Annotated in this window: 14 protein-coding genes; 6 read left to right on the top strand and 8 right to left on the bottom strand. The window is 55.1% G+C overall.

Translation table 11 applies throughout. The features are described from left to right. The first annotated feature begins 256 nt into the window (after window positions 1-256). Entirely contained in the window at window positions 257-991 is a 735-nt protein-coding gene (locus Q31a_RS18465) for a hypothetical protein (RefSeq protein WP_145081165.1), read from the top strand. A 441-nt stretch (window positions 992-1,432) separates the two neighbouring features. Here Q31a_RS18465 and Q31a_RS18460 read toward each other — a convergent pair whose 3' ends face one another. After that, complete coding sequence (locus tag Q31a_RS18460; protein ID WP_197355390.1) at window positions 1,433-2,299, bottom strand: DUF6807 family protein; 867 nt, start codon at window positions 2,297-2,299, stop codon at window positions 1,433-1,435. An 830-nt stretch (window positions 2,300-3,129) separates the two neighbouring features. Continuing rightward, the gene (locus Q31a_RS18455; protein ID WP_145081159.1) at window positions 3,130-4,494 is read right to left on the bottom strand and encodes a dienelactone hydrolase family protein; all 1,365 of its coding nucleotides are present in this window, start codon (window positions 4,492-4,494) and stop codon (window positions 3,130-3,132) included. A gap of 611 nt (window positions 4,495-5,105) precedes the next feature. Between Q31a_RS18455 and Q31a_RS18450 the strand changes: the two genes are divergently transcribed. Further along, on the top strand, window positions 5,106-5,768 hold the full coding sequence (locus Q31a_RS18450; protein ID WP_145081155.1) for a metallophosphoesterase family protein: 663 nt from the start codon (window positions 5,106-5,108) through the stop codon (window positions 5,766-5,768). Here the strand turns inward: Q31a_RS18450 and Q31a_RS18445 are convergent. Together Q31a_RS18445 and Q31a_RS18440 are read right to left on the bottom strand one after the other, a co-directional pair. After that, window positions 5,765-5,977: a carbon storage regulator gene (locus tag Q31a_RS18445; protein ID WP_145081152.1), complete on the bottom strand. Its 213-nt coding sequence runs from the start codon at window positions 5,975-5,977 to the stop codon at window positions 5,765-5,767. The two genes, Q31a_RS18450 and Q31a_RS18445, sit on opposite strands and share 4 nt — an antisense overlap. Window positions 5,978-6,550: 573 nt before the next feature. Further along, a complete protein-coding gene (locus Q31a_RS18440) occupies window positions 6,551-8,299 on the bottom strand; it encodes a sulfatase-like hydrolase/transferase (protein ID WP_145081149.1) in 1,749 nt (582 codons plus the stop codon). 308 nt (window positions 8,300-8,607) lie between these two features. On the opposite strand from Q31a_RS18440, the gene Q31a_RS18435 reads away from it, so the two are divergent. Continuing rightward, the gene (locus tag Q31a_RS18435; protein ID WP_197355389.1) at window positions 8,608-10,113 is read left to right on the top strand and encodes a sulfatase-like hydrolase/transferase; all 1,506 of its coding nucleotides are present in this window, start codon (window positions 8,608-8,610) and stop codon (window positions 10,111-10,113) included. A 110-nt stretch (window positions 10,114-10,223) separates the two neighbouring features. Then, the gene (locus Q31a_RS18430; RefSeq protein WP_145081146.1) at window positions 10,224-11,594 is read left to right on the top strand and encodes an outer membrane protein assembly factor BamB family protein; all 1,371 of its coding nucleotides are present in this window, start codon (window positions 10,224-10,226) and stop codon (window positions 11,592-11,594) included. A gap of 367 nt (window positions 11,595-11,961) precedes the next feature. Here the strand turns inward: Q31a_RS18430 and Q31a_RS18425 are convergent, their stop codons facing one another. The 3 genes from Q31a_RS18425 to fae form a co-directional block, all read right to left on the bottom strand. Further along, window positions 11,962-15,081: a M20/M25/M40 family metallo-hydrolase gene (locus tag Q31a_RS18425; protein WP_197355388.1), complete on the bottom strand. Its 3,120-nt coding sequence runs from the start codon at window positions 15,079-15,081 to the stop codon at window positions 11,962-11,964. A gap of 125 nt (window positions 15,082-15,206) precedes the next feature. Then, a complete protein-coding gene (locus tag Q31a_RS18420; protein WP_145081140.1) occupies window positions 15,207-16,097 on the bottom strand; it encodes an NAD(P)-dependent methylenetetrahydromethanopterin dehydrogenase in 891 nt (296 codons plus the stop codon). A 111-nt stretch (window positions 16,098-16,208) separates the two neighbouring features. Then, complete coding sequence (gene fae, locus Q31a_RS18415) at window positions 16,209-16,712, bottom strand: formaldehyde-activating enzyme (protein WP_145081137.1); 504 nt, start codon at window positions 16,710-16,712, stop codon at window positions 16,209-16,211. Window positions 16,713-17,171: 459 nt separating this feature from the next. On the opposite strand from fae, the gene Q31a_RS18410 reads away from it, so the two are divergent. Together Q31a_RS18410 and Q31a_RS18405 are read left to right on the top strand one after the other, a co-directional pair. Then, window positions 17,172-17,999, top strand: a complete 828-nt coding sequence (locus Q31a_RS18410; RefSeq protein WP_145081134.1) for a hypothetical protein — start codon at window positions 17,172-17,174, stop codon at window positions 17,997-17,999. Window positions 18,000-18,048: 49 nt separating this feature from the next. Beyond that, on the top strand, window positions 18,049-18,288 hold the full coding sequence (locus tag Q31a_RS18405; RefSeq protein WP_145081131.1) for a hypothetical protein: 240 nt from the start codon (window positions 18,049-18,051) through the stop codon (window positions 18,286-18,288). Window positions 18,289-18,617: 329 nt separating this feature from the next. Here the strand turns inward: Q31a_RS18405 and Q31a_RS18400 are convergent, their stop codons facing one another. Continuing rightward, window positions 18,618-19,619 (bottom strand): NHL repeat-containing protein, encoded by a 1,002-nt coding sequence (locus tag Q31a_RS18400; RefSeq protein ID WP_145081128.1) that lies wholly within the window; start codon window positions 19,617-19,619, stop codon window positions 18,618-18,620. Between the last annotated feature and the right edge of the window lie 130 nt (window positions 19,620-19,749).

Raw genomic sequence — 19,749 nt, 5'->3', positions numbered from 1 at the left:
ACAATCGCTCCTTACGGTACCAGGCATCACAGCATTGCAAGGATTGTGTGCAAGAGGTCCACCCGGAAAACCGCTGGCAGCTCCAGGCCTGCACCGACTAGAGAATTTAAATCTAGATGAAGCACTAGAAGGCTGCTAACCCGTTTTAATCCTACGCAATCGATCCCCGATTCGCCAAGCGAAGTTGGGAACGATTGCCTGGTGTCGGCTGCTGTTTCGGCGACCGACATAAGAGCCCCACACCCTGGAGTCATCTATGAAGAACCTCTTACAATTCGTCATCTTGTCCAGCATTTGTTGTTTCACGTCAACGGGCCTGTTGGCGCAGGACACCAAACTAAAGAACGTTGATCCGTCCGGTACTTGGCGATGGACGTTCGACGGCAACGGCAATACGATCAAAAGTGCTCTGAGCTTGGATGCAGATCCCAAGGGGAAGGTTACCGGCATCCTGGTAGCCAATGATCGCGAAATTAAGGTCTTGGAGGGAAGTATCAAGGGGAACGAACTGCAGCTAAAAATCAAATTTGAAATGCAGGAGCGTGAAATTCATGGTGCGTTTCGCGGCGAAATCGATGGCGATCACTTAGCTGGGAATATCGAATTCAAATCGGACGAAGGTGCTCGTGAATTTCCCTGGAAAGCGGAACGCTCGGTCGAAGCTGCTGACCTGCTAGGTACTTGGGACGTCGTCGTCGAAACTCCCGATGGGGAACTGAAGTCGGAGTTGAAAGTCACCAAGAAGGGTGAACAGATTGCAATTGTGGTGAAGACTCAGGACGGTGATAAGGTGGAGGCCAAAGGCATTAAACTTGAAAAGAATCATCTCCACTATGCGCTTGATTTGCAGTATGAGGGAAGTGATTTAGCGCTATCGGTCAAGGGGCGTCCCTATGGTTCGAAATTGGCCGGTACCATGGAATACGCCATCAATGGAGACAGTGGAGAACTCGATTTTCACGGTGTCCGCCAGATGGACGCGAAGAAGTAATCCAACGTAATTGTGGATGAACTGCACCTATTAGCCGCGGTCTTTGCAGCGAGACGGAGCTTGCACGCGGCGGTATGGAAAACGGTGTTCTCGGCAACTTAGACTTCTCAACAGCGAAAAATCGCTTTGCAGGAATTAGCGCTATCGAAAAGAAGCGAGGGGATCCCCTGCAAACGATCGCTTGAGAGGGGCTCGAAAGAGGCTTGCCCAGCAGCAAGAAATGGCATGCTTGCTTGTTCACTAATGACGCAACAATTCGGAAATCGCGACCGGCCGATTACCGTGCCCGCTACCTTTTATGGGCACCTTTCGCGGTATTCGCGGCGTACTTTGAGGCCAAGTGAAGCTCAAAAATACAGCGTCCAAGTCCACCAGCTACCGCGAGATGTTTGGAAGGATCCGGAGGTTGGCGTTGAGAGCTTGATCGCAGCTATTTCTTTTTCAATTTGGCGACTCGCATTGGGCTTGATAGGCCTGCTGGTAGTCGCTGATTTTCGCAGCGTCCCAGGTGCCTCGATGAATCCCGAGTCGGTAGCGGAGTACGAGTGGTTCCGTTTGCGAGAGTTGGACCGGCGAACGGCCTGGGTAGACTGCATTTTGCATACTTCGGCTTTGCCTTAAAATCCAAGGAGTCGGAAAACCTGGGTTTTCAGGGTGGGGGAAGATGGACACTCCTCCAGTTGCATTGGACGTATCGATGGCAGCTCCAGCCTCGATGGCATTCATTGTGGGCTCGATGGGGCCCTCCGTTCCAGTGAACACTGTTTGATCGGAGAGTTTGAGGCGGGCCGAGAAACCTCCGTAGCCCTTGTCATCCTCCGATCCGCCGATTTTCACACCCTCTACTAATGCAGACAGCTCGATAGTAAAGTCGATCCAGCGAACATCTTGATGTTGCTGGTGAACAACGATAGTCGTTTGCTCTTGTACCAGTCGCCGTAGTTGTCCTGCTTGATCTTGAAGGGCTGGAGACTTCCAGAACACGCTCGCCTGAATCGTAGCTCGATCGGAGGTCGTCTCGGTCTTGACCTCGCGCACATCCCACTGGAAATCGGTGCAGGTCCAAGCATCTCCCATCGGTTGATCATCGACCAATACTTGATGCCAGGCCCAATACACTCCACGCTGATGGCCATGGTCGGTCGGGAAATCTTCGGTAAGACACTCACCATCTAAATCGTAGAGTGGGTGCACGTAATTGGCCCGAGGCCATTGCCCGCGTTGGGAAGTGACTGCGCGTTGGTAGCATAGCACTGGGTGAATTCCCTCTAAGATGGTCACTCCTTGAGCATTGGAGATAGTCGACATAGTGCCACTGGTCGAGATCTCGTCACCCCGCAGCGTACTCCGAGCGGAGGTACTGATGCAGATTGTTGCCAGGAGAATGCAACATGCCCCTAATCGCCGACAAGCTAAGGAAACAGTCTCTTGTGCGAGAGACACGATGGAATGAAGATCGAGCATCAGCAATGGAAACCTTGAGTTGGAGTATGACTCTAAGAAACAGAGAATAGCCGCCAAACATCAGCGTCCTATTGCAATCGCAACCCGCTGCGTAAGCAAGGAGGAGTGTTTGTTGCTACAGGGGGATGGTGATGTTGCCTTTGCGGTGAAACTGAAAACGTTCTTGCATCAATACGCTGGCATGCGGCGAGAGGTGCGGTAGTGTTGAGCTCGCAAGCGAGGGGGTGTCTTCTGTCCTTGCTCACCGGGCTGTTGATTTAATCGCGTCTTGAGTTTTAGCGTGACGGTAGCGTCCCTAATCGCCCTGTAGTGGCGACCACCTATCCTTGCTGACGCGGCGGGTTACTATTTTAACAGCCGTCACGCTGCGAGGGACTGTTTCAGTTGCCCGTCATGCAGCGGTTTGCGATCGTAGCGAACATGTACGCCGGTGGTCGCTTCTTTCGTTTTTCCTCACTACTTCTTTTTTGCAATCGCAACCCGCTGCGTAAGCAAGGAGGATTTGTCGTCGCTACAGGGAGGATGGGGATGTTGCCTTTGCGGTGAAATTGAAAATGTTCTTGCATCAACGCGCTGGCATGCGGCGAGAGGTGCGGTAGAGTTGAGCTCGCAAGCGAGGGGGTGTTTTTTTGTCCTTGCTCACGCGGCGGGTTACTATTTTAACAGCCGCAGGTTTATGGATTGGAGTTCGGTGCCTTGGTAGCTTTGAGATACTGATCAAACCAGGCGAGGGCTTGTGCCTGAATCTCCGCGTCGTAGCAGTGAGTTTTGGCTGGCGCGTAATTGCGAAATCGCTCTTTCGATCCGGCCCACTCGTAGGCGGCTGAAATTTGCTCCGCAGCGTCGCGCTGGCCGAGCGGCGGGAAAAGGTCATCGTTGGTTCCACTGACAACCATGACTGCTTTGGGAGCAGCCATGCACACTAGGTCAGGAATGTCTATCCGGTCCCATACACCTGGCAGCAGGCAAAATGTTCCGACGGCCCCCGAGAGGTTGTAGGCTTGTTGCGTATCTCCCGTTGTCATCCAGCCGACGGAGACGGCGGCTTTAATACGTGGATCGAGGGCGGCCAGAATGTTCGTGCGCCAGCCTCCTCCTGACAATCCGGTGCATCCAATCCGCTTGGGATCAACTTCAGGACGCGAAACCAAATAGTCGATGCAGCGGCTATCGTCTCCGTAATTGACTCCTGCCCAAGTCGTGCCTGCCCAATTTAGTTCACGAACACCGGTGTACAGCTGCTGCCGAACAATTGCGTCATAGCGATTGAGTGTTTCGGTGTCTAATTGCGAAGGATCGTAGCTTTCTGGCAGGCCACGCAACCCACGCGGAGCACGACGACCGAAGTGATAGGCGTCAATTACGATGACGGCATAGCCCTGTGCTGCGTACCAGTCCGCCAACGCGCGTCCGCTCGTATATTTTTGCCGGTGTTGTGTGATGGCTGGATGCAATGATTCACCTGAAACACGATCTGCACCGAACAGCATGGGACCACCCCATTCATGAAATACGACTAGAGCTGGTGCCGGGAGGGGGACATTCTTAGGCGTGTAAAAATATCCAGGAACGCGAAACCATGGAGCCGTATTGAATTCGATAGTTTCACGTACGAAATCATCGGTTTCCCAACGATCGGTGGTAATTGCATTGAGGTCGAGAGGGCCCGAATCGTAATGCAATCCGTTGGCTAAGACGCGGCGCGCTGCCTGTGCCCACTGGTCGTACTTGGCATGGGGATGTTGCTGCCTCCATTGTTGAACCGTCAAGTCGAGCGGACGATGAGCTCGCATGGCTTGCACGACCGACTCCAGCGAGCCGTAATTGGACAATGGGGCTCGACCGAGTTCCTCGATCGCGAGCAGCGGTCTTGGGGAGGCCAGTGCCCCGGGGGATTGGAGGGGCATATTCGTTGGCCGCTCGGCTCCAGGAGGTGGAGCATGCAGCCCCTGCCCAAGCGTCGGTATCACTGCAAATATCGCGTTCAGCAGCAAAGCCAGCAGGCTTGTGGGGTGTATCGTGAAAAATCGAGTACGCATCGTGTTTCTATCCTATTTCACGTTTCTCGAATCATGGGAGAGCACCCTATTGGAATAGAGGCGTTGGCTGGGAGAATTTAGTAGAGCCACGACCAACGTCATGGTAGCTGAATGGTAAGCCGACTAATGACAAGCCAAGTATAGTGGCTACCAATAGGCAGTGTGGGGGAGCGACAGCCATTCATGATGCGCGTCGTGGTGGCGGGACTCGCAAATCCTGGTGCTTGGTCAGAAGTTAGGTTTCGAATTGATCGAAGTTTGAATTATTGGGAACTGTATTATTGGGGCTTGGGCAGGCCTGCGTTTTTTCGTGGGCAGTCTGCGCGGCTACCAACGTCGTTTTTCACCTCTCCTAAGTCGGTTAGTGTGGAACGATTTCCAGATCTAAGCCAAGGGCCAATAGCTCAACATGCAACCTGCTAAGGCTGGGACTCAGGGCCAGGGCCCGTGTCCACGAGTTATCAAACCCCCAAGCCCGAATTGGGCTGGAGTGTTAGGCGGGTGTTCGAAGTACCCATCTTATGATAATTCTAAGGGGGGCAGCCAGCGTGGGAGGGCAGCGAATGGGAGCTTAGTACGCTCCGGCGAATCTAAGCAAGGGAAGCTTTGGAATGAAATGTTGGTTGGTCTCTGATACACACAATCGCCACTCGGAATTGCACATTCCAGAGGGGATCGACCTGGTGATTCATTGTGGAGATGAGTCGGAAAGCCGACAAGAATGGCGCAACGAACCAGAAGCTCGGGCGTTCTTCGAGTGGTATTCGGCTCTTGAGATTGCGACCAAGATCTTTGTGCCGGGAAATCACTCTACAGCAATTGAAAAGGGATTGATTCGTCCGGAGGAGTATCCCCAAGTCCATTTCTTGATTCACCAAGAAATGGAATGCAACGGGTTGAAGATTTTTGGAAGCCCGTACACTCCACAATTCTTCGACTGGGCGTACATGCGCTCGCGTGAGGCGCTGGGCTTAATTTGGCAATCCCTACCAGCCGGCGTTGATATTCTGATCACGCACGGACCACCGAAAGGGGCCCTCGATGTGACCCACGATAGAAAGTCGGCTAAGCCGATACACGTTGGCTCGCAATCTTTGATGCGGCATGTTGTGAACCGTGTGCAACCCAAAATCCATGCGTTTGGGCATATACACGATGAGCCGGGCATCGCCAATTTTGGAGTGCTGGAACGCGATGGAATCACGTTCGTCAACTGTGCTTGTTGCGATAACCGAAACCAGCTCGTCAACCATGGAATCGTCCTCCACGTTTAGGAGGCTTGGAGTAGAAGGGGCTGCGGTACGGCTTCTTCTTGCAGGGAAGACTTGGCCTGATTTTGAGTCAATTCGCCTCGCAAGATCTTCACCTCTGCCGGAGCAGCTAGGCCCAGGGTAATCCGGTTGCCTGAAATTCGCACCACTTCGACCGTAATGTTGTCACCTATCACCAACTTTTCGCCAATTTTTCGGCTTAGTACTAGCATTCTGAATCTTCCTTGAATTTGGTGTAATGCGGCAAAGTGACTGTGTTGGCTTGCCGCGTCCCAACACTACTAATTATCAGCAGGCCCGTGACAACTTTGGTCCTTGTGCTGGAAGAAGTTTTAGAAAAGATTCTTACGGCACTGGGAATCGTTAAAAATGAGATGGGATTCACTACGTGAGTGACCCCCATAGGACGCGTCGCTTCCCTGGCAGATGATCTAGCAGCAACCTGGAGCTGCGTGGGGCGACCTGCAATCTGCCAAGGCCCTGTCTCCACGGCAGACGCGTGCCGCATGCCTGCATCCGGAGTTTTAAATCAGGCTGGCTTACTAGTAGGTGCGGAGACTTTGGCTCCGTTGGAGCGGTGGGGGGGCTGTGGGCGGATAGGGACGTAAACATGTTGGTGGGGATGGTGGTGGGGCGGACACGGGTCGGGGGACCATGCTATGGACCACATGCTATGGACCACATGCTATGGACCACATGCTATGGACCACATGCTATGGACCACATGCTATGGACCATGCTACGGGGGGCTTAGCGAATAGCACTGGACGAGCGGGGAACTCGTGCTACTGCTTTTCGTCGGAGGTGGCTGGGATAATCGCTTGAGCGGTGCGATCACCGACCAGAAAGTACCCTAGCGACGCCTTGGACTCTGCGTCACGCAACATCCAAGCGGCGCCAGGTCGCGTCTGTTGGGACTTAAGCTTTCCGCTCGCAATTTCGCCGTACGATACAGGTTCTCCCGCGTCGTTCATCCATAGCAGTTCCACGGAAGTCATGCGAGAGTTATTAAAGTGCACTTGGAAGGGGGTGCCTTCGGGTTGCGACGCGGGCGGATTGGTTGCGTCCAGTGGGTGCCAAGCGAGTTTCACCAAAGACTCGATGGACGGCTCGATGCGCTTAGCAAACGACTTGGGAGAAGTGCGACGGAACTCTGTCAGTAGCAGGACGGCACTCTTTTTCGCTGCCAGATTGGTCCATTCGAATGGATCTTTCGTGATGTGGTAGAGCTCTTCGCTGCCGTCACTGTAGTGGATGTAACGATGTGTGCGGCCACTCACGCTGTAGCTTTCGGGAGTCGCCAGGTGAGTTATCGATTTGTGCGGCCAATCGGCAGTCGCATCTAGCAGCAGTGGCAGCAGGCTGGGACCATCACAATTGCTTTTGGATGGTAGACCGCATAAATCGACCAGTGTCGGGAACAAGCTTAGTAAATTCACGGGAGCATCACAGATGGTGCCAGCGGGGGTGCCTTGAGGAAGCTTACTTGCCAGGTTTTTAGGGACTTGAACAATGAGAGGGACGCGAGTTACCGCTCTCCATCCCGTGTACTTTTGCCAGTGTTCCTTTTCTCCCAGTTGCCAACCATGATCCGACCAGAGGACCACGATGGTGTTGTCCGCGTTGGGACCTGTGTCGAGTGCATCGAGCACGCGCCCTAGCATCGCATCGGCAAAATGAATTGATGCCAAGTAGCCTTGCACTCCCTGACGCCACTGCTTCCGCTCTTGGATGTGCGCAAAGTAACGATTCCTTGCCCCGCGAACTCCCGCTGCGGGCACGTCATCGAGATCGTTCACTTTGTAGCCAGGCGGCAACTGAATCGAGGAGATTGGGAACGGTTCAAAGTACTTTTTAGGTACGAACCAAGGTTCATGGGGGCGATAAATACCGCATCCCCAAAATTGTGGTTGTGCATGCCGCTGGCTTAACTGCTCACCGACCCATTGGGTGACTGCCCAATCTCCACCGTACTGCTCGTCGGTGACGTCGAGTGCAGCCCAGTCGGTTTCCACGTACTGCCAAGGTCCTCCCACAGGAAGACTGACGGGGCGTTTCGGGGGCGAGAATGTCGCTGGAAAGGGATTCTCGGTCTCGGCCGCTGGGAAGTATTCGTCCCAGGAAGCGGCATCGATGAAATAGTGGAGAAGCTTTCCCGATCCAGAAGCTCGATAGCCGTGCTCCCGAAAGTGCTGAGGTATTATCTTTTCTTGAGGCATGACTTCCCGCATTTGCTGGCGATTGTCATACATGCCTGAGCGGTTGGGCGCCCGTCCGGTAAAGACGGCTGATCGACACGGGTTGCAGGCTGGCGCGGGGCAATGTGCGTTGGTGAATAGAACTCCTCGGGCCGCCAATCGATCGATGTTGGGGGTAAGTGTTTGAGCATGTCCCCCAAGGCAGCCGATCCAGTCGTTCAAGTCGTCGATTGCAATGAACAGAACATTGGGGCGGACCTGAGGATTTTCTGCATGCACGGTGGTGGCCATGCCGAGGCAATACACGATACCGCTGAGTAGCATTCTGTGGATCATGGTTTCAGCTTTGGGGGCAGGCGAGAGGTGAGGAGCTATGGCGGAAGCTGGTACCAACGTCGACGAGTCGGACGCAGTCAAGTTTGCAGTAAAGTCTAAGGGTTGAGAGGCTGCATTGTGCTGAAAATAGTACGGTAAGCCGCCCAATGGTGCTAGCGGTCTGCGGACTCAAAAGAGTGGTGAGGAGGCAGAGCATGGACGCGGAAAGAACCTGTTGAAACGATGGAACGTGGAGGCTAGCAGGTGGCTTGGCGCTCCTGGACTGGTTAGGATATCCCCAACACTATTCTCAAAGGTGATTGCGATCTATGTTGTTAGACGATAGGTGGAATGAGCGGGGGCAGTACTGGAAACGAGTGCTGGTTTTCGGTTTTCTTGGCTGGATGTTGGGGGCGGTTGGTCAACAAACTTCCGGGGAGGAGTTGAGCGGTGCTGGCGAAGAGCATCGCGCGCGGCCGAACATTATCGTTCTGCTGGCGGATGATCTGGGCTACGGTGAACTTGGCTGCCAAGGCAATCCACAGATTCCAACACCGCGAATCGATCAGCTGGCCGAAACGGGAGTGCGCTTCACGCAAGCCTACGTTACGGCGCCCAATTGTAGTCCGTCGCGAGCTGGCTTATTGACTGGACGCACTCCGACTCGCTTTGGCTACGAATTCAATCCCATTGGTGCTCGCAACCATGATCCCGGCACAGGCTTGCCGGCAGAACAATTGACGATTGCAGAGCATCTGCAGCAAATTGGCTATACGTCAGGCTTGATCGGCAAATGGCACTTGGGAGGCTCGGCTGATTTTCACCCCTTTCGCCATGGGTTTGACGAATTCTTTGGCTTCTTGCACGAAGGCCATTTCTATGTTCCTCCCCCCTGGCACGGTACTCTGAGCATGCTGCGTCGCGCCGGCTTGGCCGACCCCACTTCAACCCTGCAACGCGTCTCGGACCAGCTGTTCTATTCGACTCACACCGGGCGCAACGAACCGGCTTACGATGCGAACAACCCTATCTTGCGTGGTGGACAACCTACGACAGAGTCACAGTATCTCACGGAGGCATTCGCAAGAGAGGCTTCCGATTTCATTGGACGTCATCGAGAGTCTCCGTTCTTCTTGTATGTTGCATTCAACGCGGTGCACAGTCCGTTGCAAGCTCGGGAAGCAGCGCTCGAAGAGTTTGAAGATATTGAAGATCCACAGAGACGCATTTTCGCCGGTATGCTGCGAGATTTGGATCGCGCCGTGGGTACGATCGTGGATGCCGTCGACCAACAGGGGCTGCGCGACAACACCTTGATTCTGTTCTTAAGCGACAACGGAGGGCCTACTCGCGAGCTAACCTCGAGCAATGCCCCACTCCGAGGCGAGAAAGGTTCGATGTACGAAGGAGGTTTGCGGGTTCCATTTATCGTCAATTGGCCTGTCCGACTTAGTGAACCGAGCGTGGAAGGCCGTGTGGTAAGCTCTTTGGACATTTTCCCAACGATCGCTGCAGCCACCAACACGCCGCTCCCTCAAGGGTTGGAAGGACAAGATCTCCTAGAGTTGCTCCAAAATCCAGATGAGCCGTCAGGACACCAGCACTTGTATTGGAGGCAAGGGAATCGAACGGCATTGCGTCATGGTGAGTGGAAAATCGTCGATAGTCGTTATGCTTCAAACGGACGCCGCGAGTGGGAGCTGTTCAATATAGCAGCGGATGCCAATGAGGTTCACGATCGCTCCGACGCAGAGCCCGCAAAAGTCCAGCAGCTCGTAAAGCTGTGGAGTGAGCTTGACCAAGAAATGTCTGCTCCCTTGTTTCCCGTTCGCTAGCAAGAGCATATTCAATCTTTGTCCTCGCATGGGGCTCTTGCCCAACACACGCAGAGCGAGGACTCGAGTACTCAAAAGCCCCAGAACCCAAATTTTAGGTGAAACAACAGATGACATGGTCTTGCTTCGCAATGCGATCCCCACGTAACAACCCGCTGGCGACTCTCTTGCTGTTAGCCATCGTAGGGCAGCCCTCCGGTGCAACGCGAGGTGCCGACTGGATGCAGCTGCGTGGCCCGAACTCCACGGGAGTTGTCCAGGATGCGACGTTTCCCGAGCATTGGAGCGAGACGGAGAACATCGTCTGGAAGCAACCGATTGCCGGTCGCGGTTGGTCCTCACCCATTGTTGCAGGAGACCGTGTATTCATTACGACAGTAGTGCGGCAGCAGGGGGAGGATGAAGCGGCTAAACCTGGTTTGTATTTTGGTGGCAACCGAGAAGAGACCGAGGACGTTGTCCTCGATTGGCAATTACTTTGTTTTCGACTTGGTGATGGCGAGCTCCTGTGGACAGAAGTGTTGCACAGCGGCAAGCCACCGACGCCAAGGCACGTGAAGAATAGTTATGCGTCCGAGACGCCAGTATCCGATGGACAGCATGTCTACGTTCTATTCGGTGATGTGGGGCTCTACAGCGTGGACTTCCAGGGGAATGTGGTTTGGACGAAGGAACTGCCACCCTGCAAAACACGCTACGATTGGGGTACTGCCGCATCTCCCGTTTTATTCGAGGATCGGTTGTACTTCGTGAGCGATAACGAAGACGCGTCCTATTTGGCTGCAATTGATACGGCAACTGGGGATGAAGTGTGGCGGACGGACCGAGATGAGAAAAGCAATTGGTCTACGCCCTATATCTGGCAAAACTCGCAGCGAACCGAGATTATCACTCCCGGGACTGGACGATCGCGCGCGTACGACCTCGCTGGCGAGCTGCTCTACGAGTGGGGAGGTGCGTCGAGCATTACGATTGCAACTCCCTATGCGGCACATGGGCTTCTGTATGTCACCTCGGGATACGTGGGGGACAAGAAACGTCCTATTTACGCGCTTCGTCCAGGCGCGAGCGGTGATGTTTCATTGGAGGATGACGCGGTATCGAATGAGCATATCGCTTGGTTCAAGCCTCAAGCAGCCCCTTACAACCCTTCGACGATCGTTTATGAGGATCAGCTCTACGTGCTGTACGATCGTGGATTGTTCGCTTCGTACCATGCTAGAACGGGCGCGCTGGTGTACGACCAGCAGAGAATTCGAAATGGCAGGTCATTTACTGCATCGCCGTGGGCGGCCAACGGAAAACTCTATTGCCTCAATGAATTTGGAGAGACATTTGTCATCAAGACCGGTTCCGAATACGAATTGTTGCATGTCAATCAATTGGAGAGCAAGCAGTTGGCCATGGCGACTCCGGCAATCGTGGGCAGTCGATTAATTCTGCGCACCGGTGACGCCTTGTATTGCATTGGTGAAAAGTAGTCGCTTGCTCTACGGAGTTGTTGTCGTTTTTTTCCTTGCTCACGCGGCTTGTCGAAAGAGTAACCCGTTGCATGCCGGGCTGTCGAAAGAGTAACCCGCTGCGTGAGCAAGGAAAGAGAGTTGCCGCTACAAGGCAGTATGGGACGCAGCCTCCGCGTTAAAATTCAAATTGCTATTAAATCAACAGCCCGATGCGCAAGGAAAGATGATTTCCGCAACCGGCCAATTGGCGAATCTACCTGCTCAGTAAAATTGAAATCGCGATTAAATCGACCAGCCGTCACGCGGCCGGTTGCTATTTCCAAAGCCCGATACGCTTGGTGGGGTAGGGCTTTGCTTGGGCAAACAAGCTTTTTCTTGCCGCAATTTACTGGCGGGAACCAGGGATGATTTCCAACTCTAGTGTTTCGTCTCCGCGCTTAATCTTGACCTTCGTGGGTTGGCCAATTTTTAGAGCTTCGATGGCATACGTGTAGTCATAGATGTTCTCAATTTGCTTGCCAGCCAATTCCACGATGATGTCTCCAGCCAGCAGACCTGCATCTGCGGCGGGGGCGCCGGCCGTTACTCCGCTCAATTTCAGTCCCTGGATGTCGGTCTGTGCGTAGTCGGGGACCGTCCCCAGGTAAGCGGCCAGATTGGCCCGCATTTCAGGTTGAGCGGGTTGCTCGTGGTAGTCCGGCGCCGCATCGGCTTGAACCAAGTCTCGCGCAATGAGTCCCATCAACTTGGCTACCTGGGCCGCTCCTTCATAGTTCAACAGTTCCGGTACATCTCGTGGTGTGTGGTACTCCGAGTGGGAGCCGGTGAAGGCCGAGAGGATTGGGACTCCCCGCATAAAGAATGAACTAGCATCCGTGGGGAGGTGGCAGTCGTTTTGGAGGGTCAGCGACAGACGCACAACCGCATTGCGCCGCTCGATGGCTCCAGCCCAGTAGTTCGAGGAGCCAATGCCTTGCAGCACCAGGGAGTCTCGCAATCGCCCGACCATGTCCAAATTGAGGCAGGCGGCGATATTGGGATAGAGAGTTGTGGGCGTAGTCTCATGGGCATGGTGAGCCAAGGCCTCGGGTGTGTGAGCGGGGATGTCGCTGTGCGGATTTGCATCCTTCAAGGTGGATGTGCTGGCGTTTGTCACCCGTTCGGGAAATAGCGACGAAAAATCGTCCACGAAAGCCTGAGAGCCCCGCAGGCCGAGTTCTTCGCCGCTCCAAGCGGCTAGCAAGATATCGCGTTTGGCATCGAGTTTTGCATCCTGTGATTGCTGGGCCAGGTACTGAGCAACTTCCAGGATTGCAGCGACGCCTGAAGCGTTGTCATCGGCACCGCGGTGGACCCCCCCCTGCTCTTCCTCTTTGGCTAGAGAACCGCTACCCTTGCCAGTACCGAGGTGATCAATGTGTGCGCCTACGACGATCATTTCTGCGGAGGCCTTCTCACCACTGGGCAGGAGGGCCAAGACATTGCGGCCGTGGCTGGTAATCGGTTCGATATCAATTTGTGCAGCCAGCGTCACGCCCGGCAAGGCAAATCCCATACTGGGGTCTCCGCTATCGAGTTCCTGTTGCAGTTCGGCAAGGCTCTCGCCGGCGCGTTGCATCCATTCTCCTGCAAGGTCATCAGCGATCGTAACGACGGACAGGCTTGAGCCGCCGAGCGTACCGTCCATTTGGAGAGGCAGCAAACGCGAGCGGACTGGACTGGTCGGTCCCGAGACAAAGATCAGACCGGCAGCTCCACGATCACGCGCCACCATGGCTTTGTAGCGTTCGCCGCTGTACCTTGCCAAATGTTGCCGGCGCTCTGGCGAGATATCTTGTGGCATTTGTCGGAAGACGAGAACCCATTTGTCCTGGACGTCCAGGTGTACATAGCTGTCGTACTCGGCTTGTCCCTGCTCTTCCGGTGCGACGATACCGTAGCCCGCGAAGACGACTTCGGTGGGAGCGACTGCTCCCTCTCGGGAAAAGAAGACGGGCCGCCAGTCTTCATCGACGGTGTATTGGTGACCGTCGGAGGTGAGTGAATTGTCATCGCCGAGGCGTACATCCGATACGAATTCGAATTCATGGAAAAAGGTGCCATCCTGGCCAGCGGGTTGCAGACCGAGGTTCTCCAAGTAAGCCGCCACGTAGGCAGTGGCCTTGCGTTCCCCTTCGGTACCGGTCAACCGGCCACCTAGTTCGGGGCGGCACAGGTAATCGACGTGACGGCCGATATCTGCAGCAGTAAAACCAGGCACCGTAGAACGCGCAGACTCCTGGGCAACTTCAGCACCGGAGGAGGACGGTTGAGCGTCCAGTTCCAGCAACTCCCGCGCAGCCGCGTCATTCCACTGAGCTTCGAAGAGCTGTGATTGGGAATTGTTGCCGTTACTCGTCCATACGAGCCCGGTACCGTTGGGGGTGAACACGGGCAGCCCATCAAAGCCATCCCGCGAGGTGACACGCACGGGGTCGTGTGCACCGGCCGTATCGACTAGGTAGAGTTCGAAATTGGAGAATCCGTGGACGTTGGTGGTGAAGATTAAGTAGTCACCGCTGGGGTGGAAGTAGGGTGCCCAGCTCATGGCTCCCAACTGCGTGATCGCACGTTGCTCCGAACCATCACGATTCATCACCATGATCTCGGCCAATGCCCCCGATTCATCAAAGCGTCGCCAGCAGATTTTCTGACCATCTGCTGAGAAGAAGGGCCCACCGTCGTAGCCGATTGCCGTCGTCAGACGCTGCAGATTGCTTCCATCCCTGTCCATGATGTAGAGATCCATGGCGGAGGCGGGATCGATGTCGAATAGGGCCTGTTCCTTGGCTGACAGTTCGCCTGTGTAAGCCCGGCGGTTGGATGCAAAGCAGATTTGGGAACCATCCGGTGAATAGGAACCCTCGGCATCGTAGCCGACGGAATCCGTCAAGCGGCGATAGTCGCCAGAGTCGACTTCAAATTCCACTAAGTCGTAGGTCGGGTCGTAGTCCCAAGTGTAACGTCGTATTTCCCCCGATGCGCGGAAGTCGATCTCTTGTTGTTGCTTGTCGATGGCTTGCGGGTCGTACTGGGTGGAGGCGAACAAGATTTGTTGCCCACTCGGGTGGATCCACGCGCAAGTCGTTTTTCCAATTCCGGGTGAGACGCGATGGGTGTCTCCGGTTTGGAGGTCCATCCAATAGATCTGATAGAACGGATTGTCATCTTGACGCTCGCTCTGGAACACCATTTGCGATCCATCCTGGGAGAAGTAGCCCTCGCCGGTGCGCTTCCCCTCGAACGTTAATTGGCGAATTTGAGACAGGAGACGCGATTGATTTTGTGACTCGGCTCCGAGCAGAACTTCGCTTGCAATGTGCGGAGAACCTTCTTGCGTTACCGCCCCCGTCTGCGAACTAGTGGATTGGGGAGTGCTTTCTGGCGGGGCGATCGCATTGGCTGGACGCGTGTCGGAGTTCTGTGCGGCAGCAGGGGGCGAAAAATTGCCGAGGACGAGGATCAAGCACCCGAGTGCAATATGGCAGCTGGAGAAGTGGCGGAGGAGCGCGGAGGAAATTGACGTGAATTCAATCTTTGGGCAAGGCCTGTGCATCATTTCGATCCGAGGTGGGAGAGGATGGTTGGGATTTAAACGGAAGAGGCCGATTCAAGATTGCGACCAATCTCGAAGATCTCTTCTGCATCTAGGACAAGGTCATTTCGAGTGAACAGGGTGTGGATGGCTTCTCGATGGATCTTCATTTTTAAACCGCCCACGCCGATGGCACCGTAGTCGACGCGTTGGCCTCGTGCGTGGGCTTTGTCGGTGGCGCTAACGCCTTCGATGCCGGCGGGAGGCACGGCGTTCAAATCGATTGCAACTCGCAGCTTACTCGCCGACTCCAACAGGTTGGCGGGGAGCAGGGTGACGCCGGCGGCACCACAGCTAAAGACGACATTCTTGTCAGCTATCACGCTCTGCATGGCCTCTAAATCTGCAAGCCCGTGGGGAGTGAGCTTGCCTCGATTGTGCTTCCCCATTTTCTGAGTGATACGATCGCAGACGTCGGACGCGCGGGCGGTATCGCGGGAGGCAAGCGCAACGTGGGCCCCTTGACCGAGTAGCAGGCGCGCGACGCGTTGCCCAACCGGTCCTGTGCCGCCCAGGACGAGTGCGTTGACTTGCTCAAGAGGGATGTGTCGCGCAGCGCACAGCACGGCCGCGGCGGCGGTTGTGTTGGCCCCATTGCCGTCGAGCATAACGGAGACACGGACTGGTCCGAAAAAGGCTTGCTTGATCTCTTCACCTATTGCTTCCCCAACCGAAACGCTAGAGCCACCCACGAAGATGGCAGTGTTTTTCAATTGTGAAGGAGCGCGGGTGAACATGGCTCCGTGCACGAGTTGACGGGCATTGGTCGCTTCGACCTCGCCGTACTGCAAGAGTTGGTCGACCTGGGAGTCGATGGCCACAACCGCATCAAAAACACTCGGATGCTGATCCGAGTCAAGTTGGATCAGAATTCGTGGGGATTCCATAGGAGGCTCTCTCAGATTCAAAAATGCGATTGATTGGACCTATAAAAAAGGCCGCAACACAATCCTGGAATTGCGGCGGCCTTTGATGGAAAGCAAAGAGATTGCTACCGATTATGCCTCAAAACCCTTGAATGGGTGAGCAGCGGTATCCTTCTTGGCAACCATCTCCTGAGCGGATGGCTTACCTTGCATGGCCGATGCAATGGCGTCCTTGGTCGCTTCGTAGTTGTATTGGTAGATCTTAGCGTTGTCTTCGGCAGCTGGGTGGATGAAGACGCCACAGACGACGACCAGGTCTTCTGCTTGGTCGGCAGGAATAACGCCAGCAGCAACTTGATCCGCAACTGCTTTGGCAACTGCGAACTGAGCTGGGCCAAACATTTGAACCGCTTGCTTCATGCCCTTGATCGTGACCTTGGTGATCATCACGGTGGAAGGCTTAACAGCCAAGTTGGGCTCAAGCACGGCGAGCAAATTGGTGTGGCCGGCGCTTTGAGTCGACAGAGCGTTGGCGAATGCAGCCCCAACGGGACCCGTTTTGCTACCGATCATCAGATCGATGTGTGCGATTTCGTTTCCTTCTCCAACCAGCGATTCACCGACGAACAACGACATGAGCGATTCCTTGAAAACAGCTATTTAAATGAGGGGGAGTATTCATTTCCGAATGGTTTAACTCACGTGAAGTTACCAAACACTCTCTTGGTTGCAAGCGGTGGCGGCCTCTTTTGGCGTCCCAATTGCCCCTCCAAGTGTGAACTACACCGCACAAACAGTAGAAACGACCAGATAGATCGCTCCAAGCAGTCGAAATTTGCTTGGATTGCGTTGCTGATTCGATTAGGATGAAGAGCGGTCTGCGTCGTAGAACTTACCATGAACTACCCAGTTTGACTAAGAATTTCTTTTCTGCACCCTAATTCTCTGCAACAGCGTTTCGATTGAGATCGTACGAGGATAAATATGAAACTCACGCTTTGGTCTGTTTTAAGAACACTCTCAATCGTAACTGTAGCCAGCTGCGCGACAGCCACTTCGTACTCTCTGGCCGCTGAGCCGGAGCCAGTGGCGTCCGTGGATAAAGCAGTAGAAATCGAGGCAATGGAGCTCTTCCAGGCCATCGATGCCGGCAAGGTTGAAGTCCAATTCATCCCCAAAGATGCTTCGCAAGCCACTGTGATTATCCGCAACAAAGGGAAGGAGCCGCTGAATGTGGAGCTTCCTAGGGCGTTCGGCGCCGTACATGTCGTTGGCCAATTCGGCGGCGGTATGGGCGGCATGGGCGGCGGCATGGGCGGTATGGGCGGCGGCATGGGTGGCATGGGCGGCGGCATGGGTGGTATGGGCGGCGGCATGGGCGGTGGTGGCGGCCAAGGTATGGGCGGCGGCATGGGCGGCATGGGCGGCGGCATGGGTGGTATGGGCGGCGGCATGGGCGGCATGGGCGGCGGCATGGGTGGTATGGGCGGCATGGGCGGCGGCGGCATGTTCCGCGTCGAGCCCGACAAGGCTGCCAAGCTCAAAGTCCCCTGCGTGTGCCTCGAGCACGGAAAAATCGATCCCAATCCACGGATGAAGTACAAGATCGTTCCCATCGAACAGATCAACAACGATCCCAAAGTCACCAAGTTGTGCGAATTGCTGGGGGCTGGCAAAGTGCCCCAAAACACCGCTCAAGCTGCTGCTTGGCACATGGCCAATGGATTGAGCTGGGACGAACTGTCCCACAAAAACCGCATCGAATCGAAGTACACCGGCAATGTTCGATTCTTCAATACCATGGAGTTGCGTTCAGCATTCCAGGTTTCCTCGATCATCAATCGCGAGTTCGAGCTGTATCAAAGCCAAACGTCGTCCTCGACCTCAGAAGACACGGTGACTAGTGAGTCGACCGGTAGCTAGACGCTAGCCAGCTCTCCAGTTGGTTGCCTGAAAATACAAATGCAAGCGGATGTCGATCGATGTCCGCTTGTTTTTTTATGCAATCTGGCAACTGATCATCGACTGTAAGGCCGACTGCTTCATGTCGACACAAGGGCAGTGCCGTAGAGCTGGTTGGGGTGTGGCCCTGCTGTCGTTGCTCGCCGAGCTTGACGAGTCGAGAGCGTGTGGGAGGGGACGCAGCGGTTGCATTCAAGATCCGTTGAGTGGCGGTAATCACTTTTCCTTGCTCACCGGGCTGTTGATTTAATCGCAATTTGCATCTTAATGCGGAGGTGGCATCCTTAATTGCCTTGTAGCGGAGGTTATCTTTCCTTGCTCACGCGGCGGGTTACTATTTTAACAGCCCGTTACGCAGCGGGTTGCGGTTTTTAGCAAGCCTTGTTGCTTAATCGTCTGTTTCAATTTACTGCTGAGGCAGTGCCGGTGAACTGGTTGGCGTGTGGTCCTGCTGTCGTTGCTCGCGGAGCGGGGGCGGTTTTAGCAGGCCGATGGCACGGTGGGGGCTGGGGCAACACGTGGCTAATAGCAGGCGCGATGAGGAGGAGTGCCACGGGGAGCAGGGAAGGTGGCAAGTCGCTAGCCGAGGTCGAAGCGTTGGACACGGTGGTTCAGCGAATCGAGGACGAAGAGCTGATGTTGGCTATTCAGTCCCAAACCCCAGGGGCTGAGCAGTTGACCGCTGCCCGAGCCGGGGGATCCCCAGACTTCAAGCGATTCACCGCTGCGACTAAAGCGTTGGATGCGATGGTTGCCGTACTCCGCGATGAGTAGGCTACCATCGGAGTCGAACGCCAATTCGTAGGGGTATTGGAGTTGCCCTGGACGATTTCCGGGCTGGCCCCAGCAGGCAACCAATTCCGGTGGTGAGCCTGAGACGTCAAAAACCTGGACGCGGTGGTTGCAGGCATCGGCGATCCAAAGCAGGCCTTGGTCATCAAGGACGAGGCACTGGGGACGCGAGAACTCACCGGGGCGGCTGCCCTGACTCCCCCAGGTGCGCACAAATTCGCCGGCCGGATCAAACTCTTGGATGCGGTCAATTTGCCCATATTGGCCGATGAAATAGTGATTGTCTGCATTTTGGACGACGTCGGTCACAAAGTGAAATTGACCGGGGCCGTCACCATGCTCCTGTCCAATGGTGCGGGAGAGATCCAGCTGTCCAGAGGGAGAGTAAGCCAGCATGCGGAAATAGTGGGTGTCGGCAACCAGCAGAGTACCGTCGGGGGCGAAGGACATGCCGGTCGGCTTACCTTGGGCAATGAGGGGGGTACGCCAGCCTCGCTGAAACTGTCCCTCGGCGTCGAACACCTGAATGCGCCCAGTCATATCGACGATATAGACTTCGTCCTCGCCGCTGATTGCCATGGCTCGAGGCTTCATCAATCTTCCATCGGTCAGGCCGCGTCGGCCCCATATGGCGGATGCCTGGCGATTAGCTGAGGGGCTGCCCACGCATCCGGAAAGAGCAGCCGAGGCTGTCAACGCGATCGGCAGGCTGGCCAGAGAATTGCTCAGAAAGCCGCGACGCGAAATGGCAGCTGACAGAGGAATTTTGAGTGGAAAAGGCAATGGCATAGGCTTGGGCCACTTAGCGGCAATTGGGCTGTGTTGGGCCAATGGGCAGACTACTGGCCAATAGACGGAGCCGTGCCCCTAAAGTGGTGGGCAATGCAGCCGATCTTGCCAAACCTAACCAGCAACAGGG

This window comes from Aureliella helgolandensis (assembly GCF_007752135.1).
Lineage (GTDB): Bacteria > Planctomycetota > Planctomycetia > Pirellulales > Pirellulaceae > Aureliella > Aureliella helgolandensis.
The sequence above is the reverse complement of the archived record's forward strand: the minus strand, read 5'-3'. Positions and strand labels throughout refer to the sequence as shown.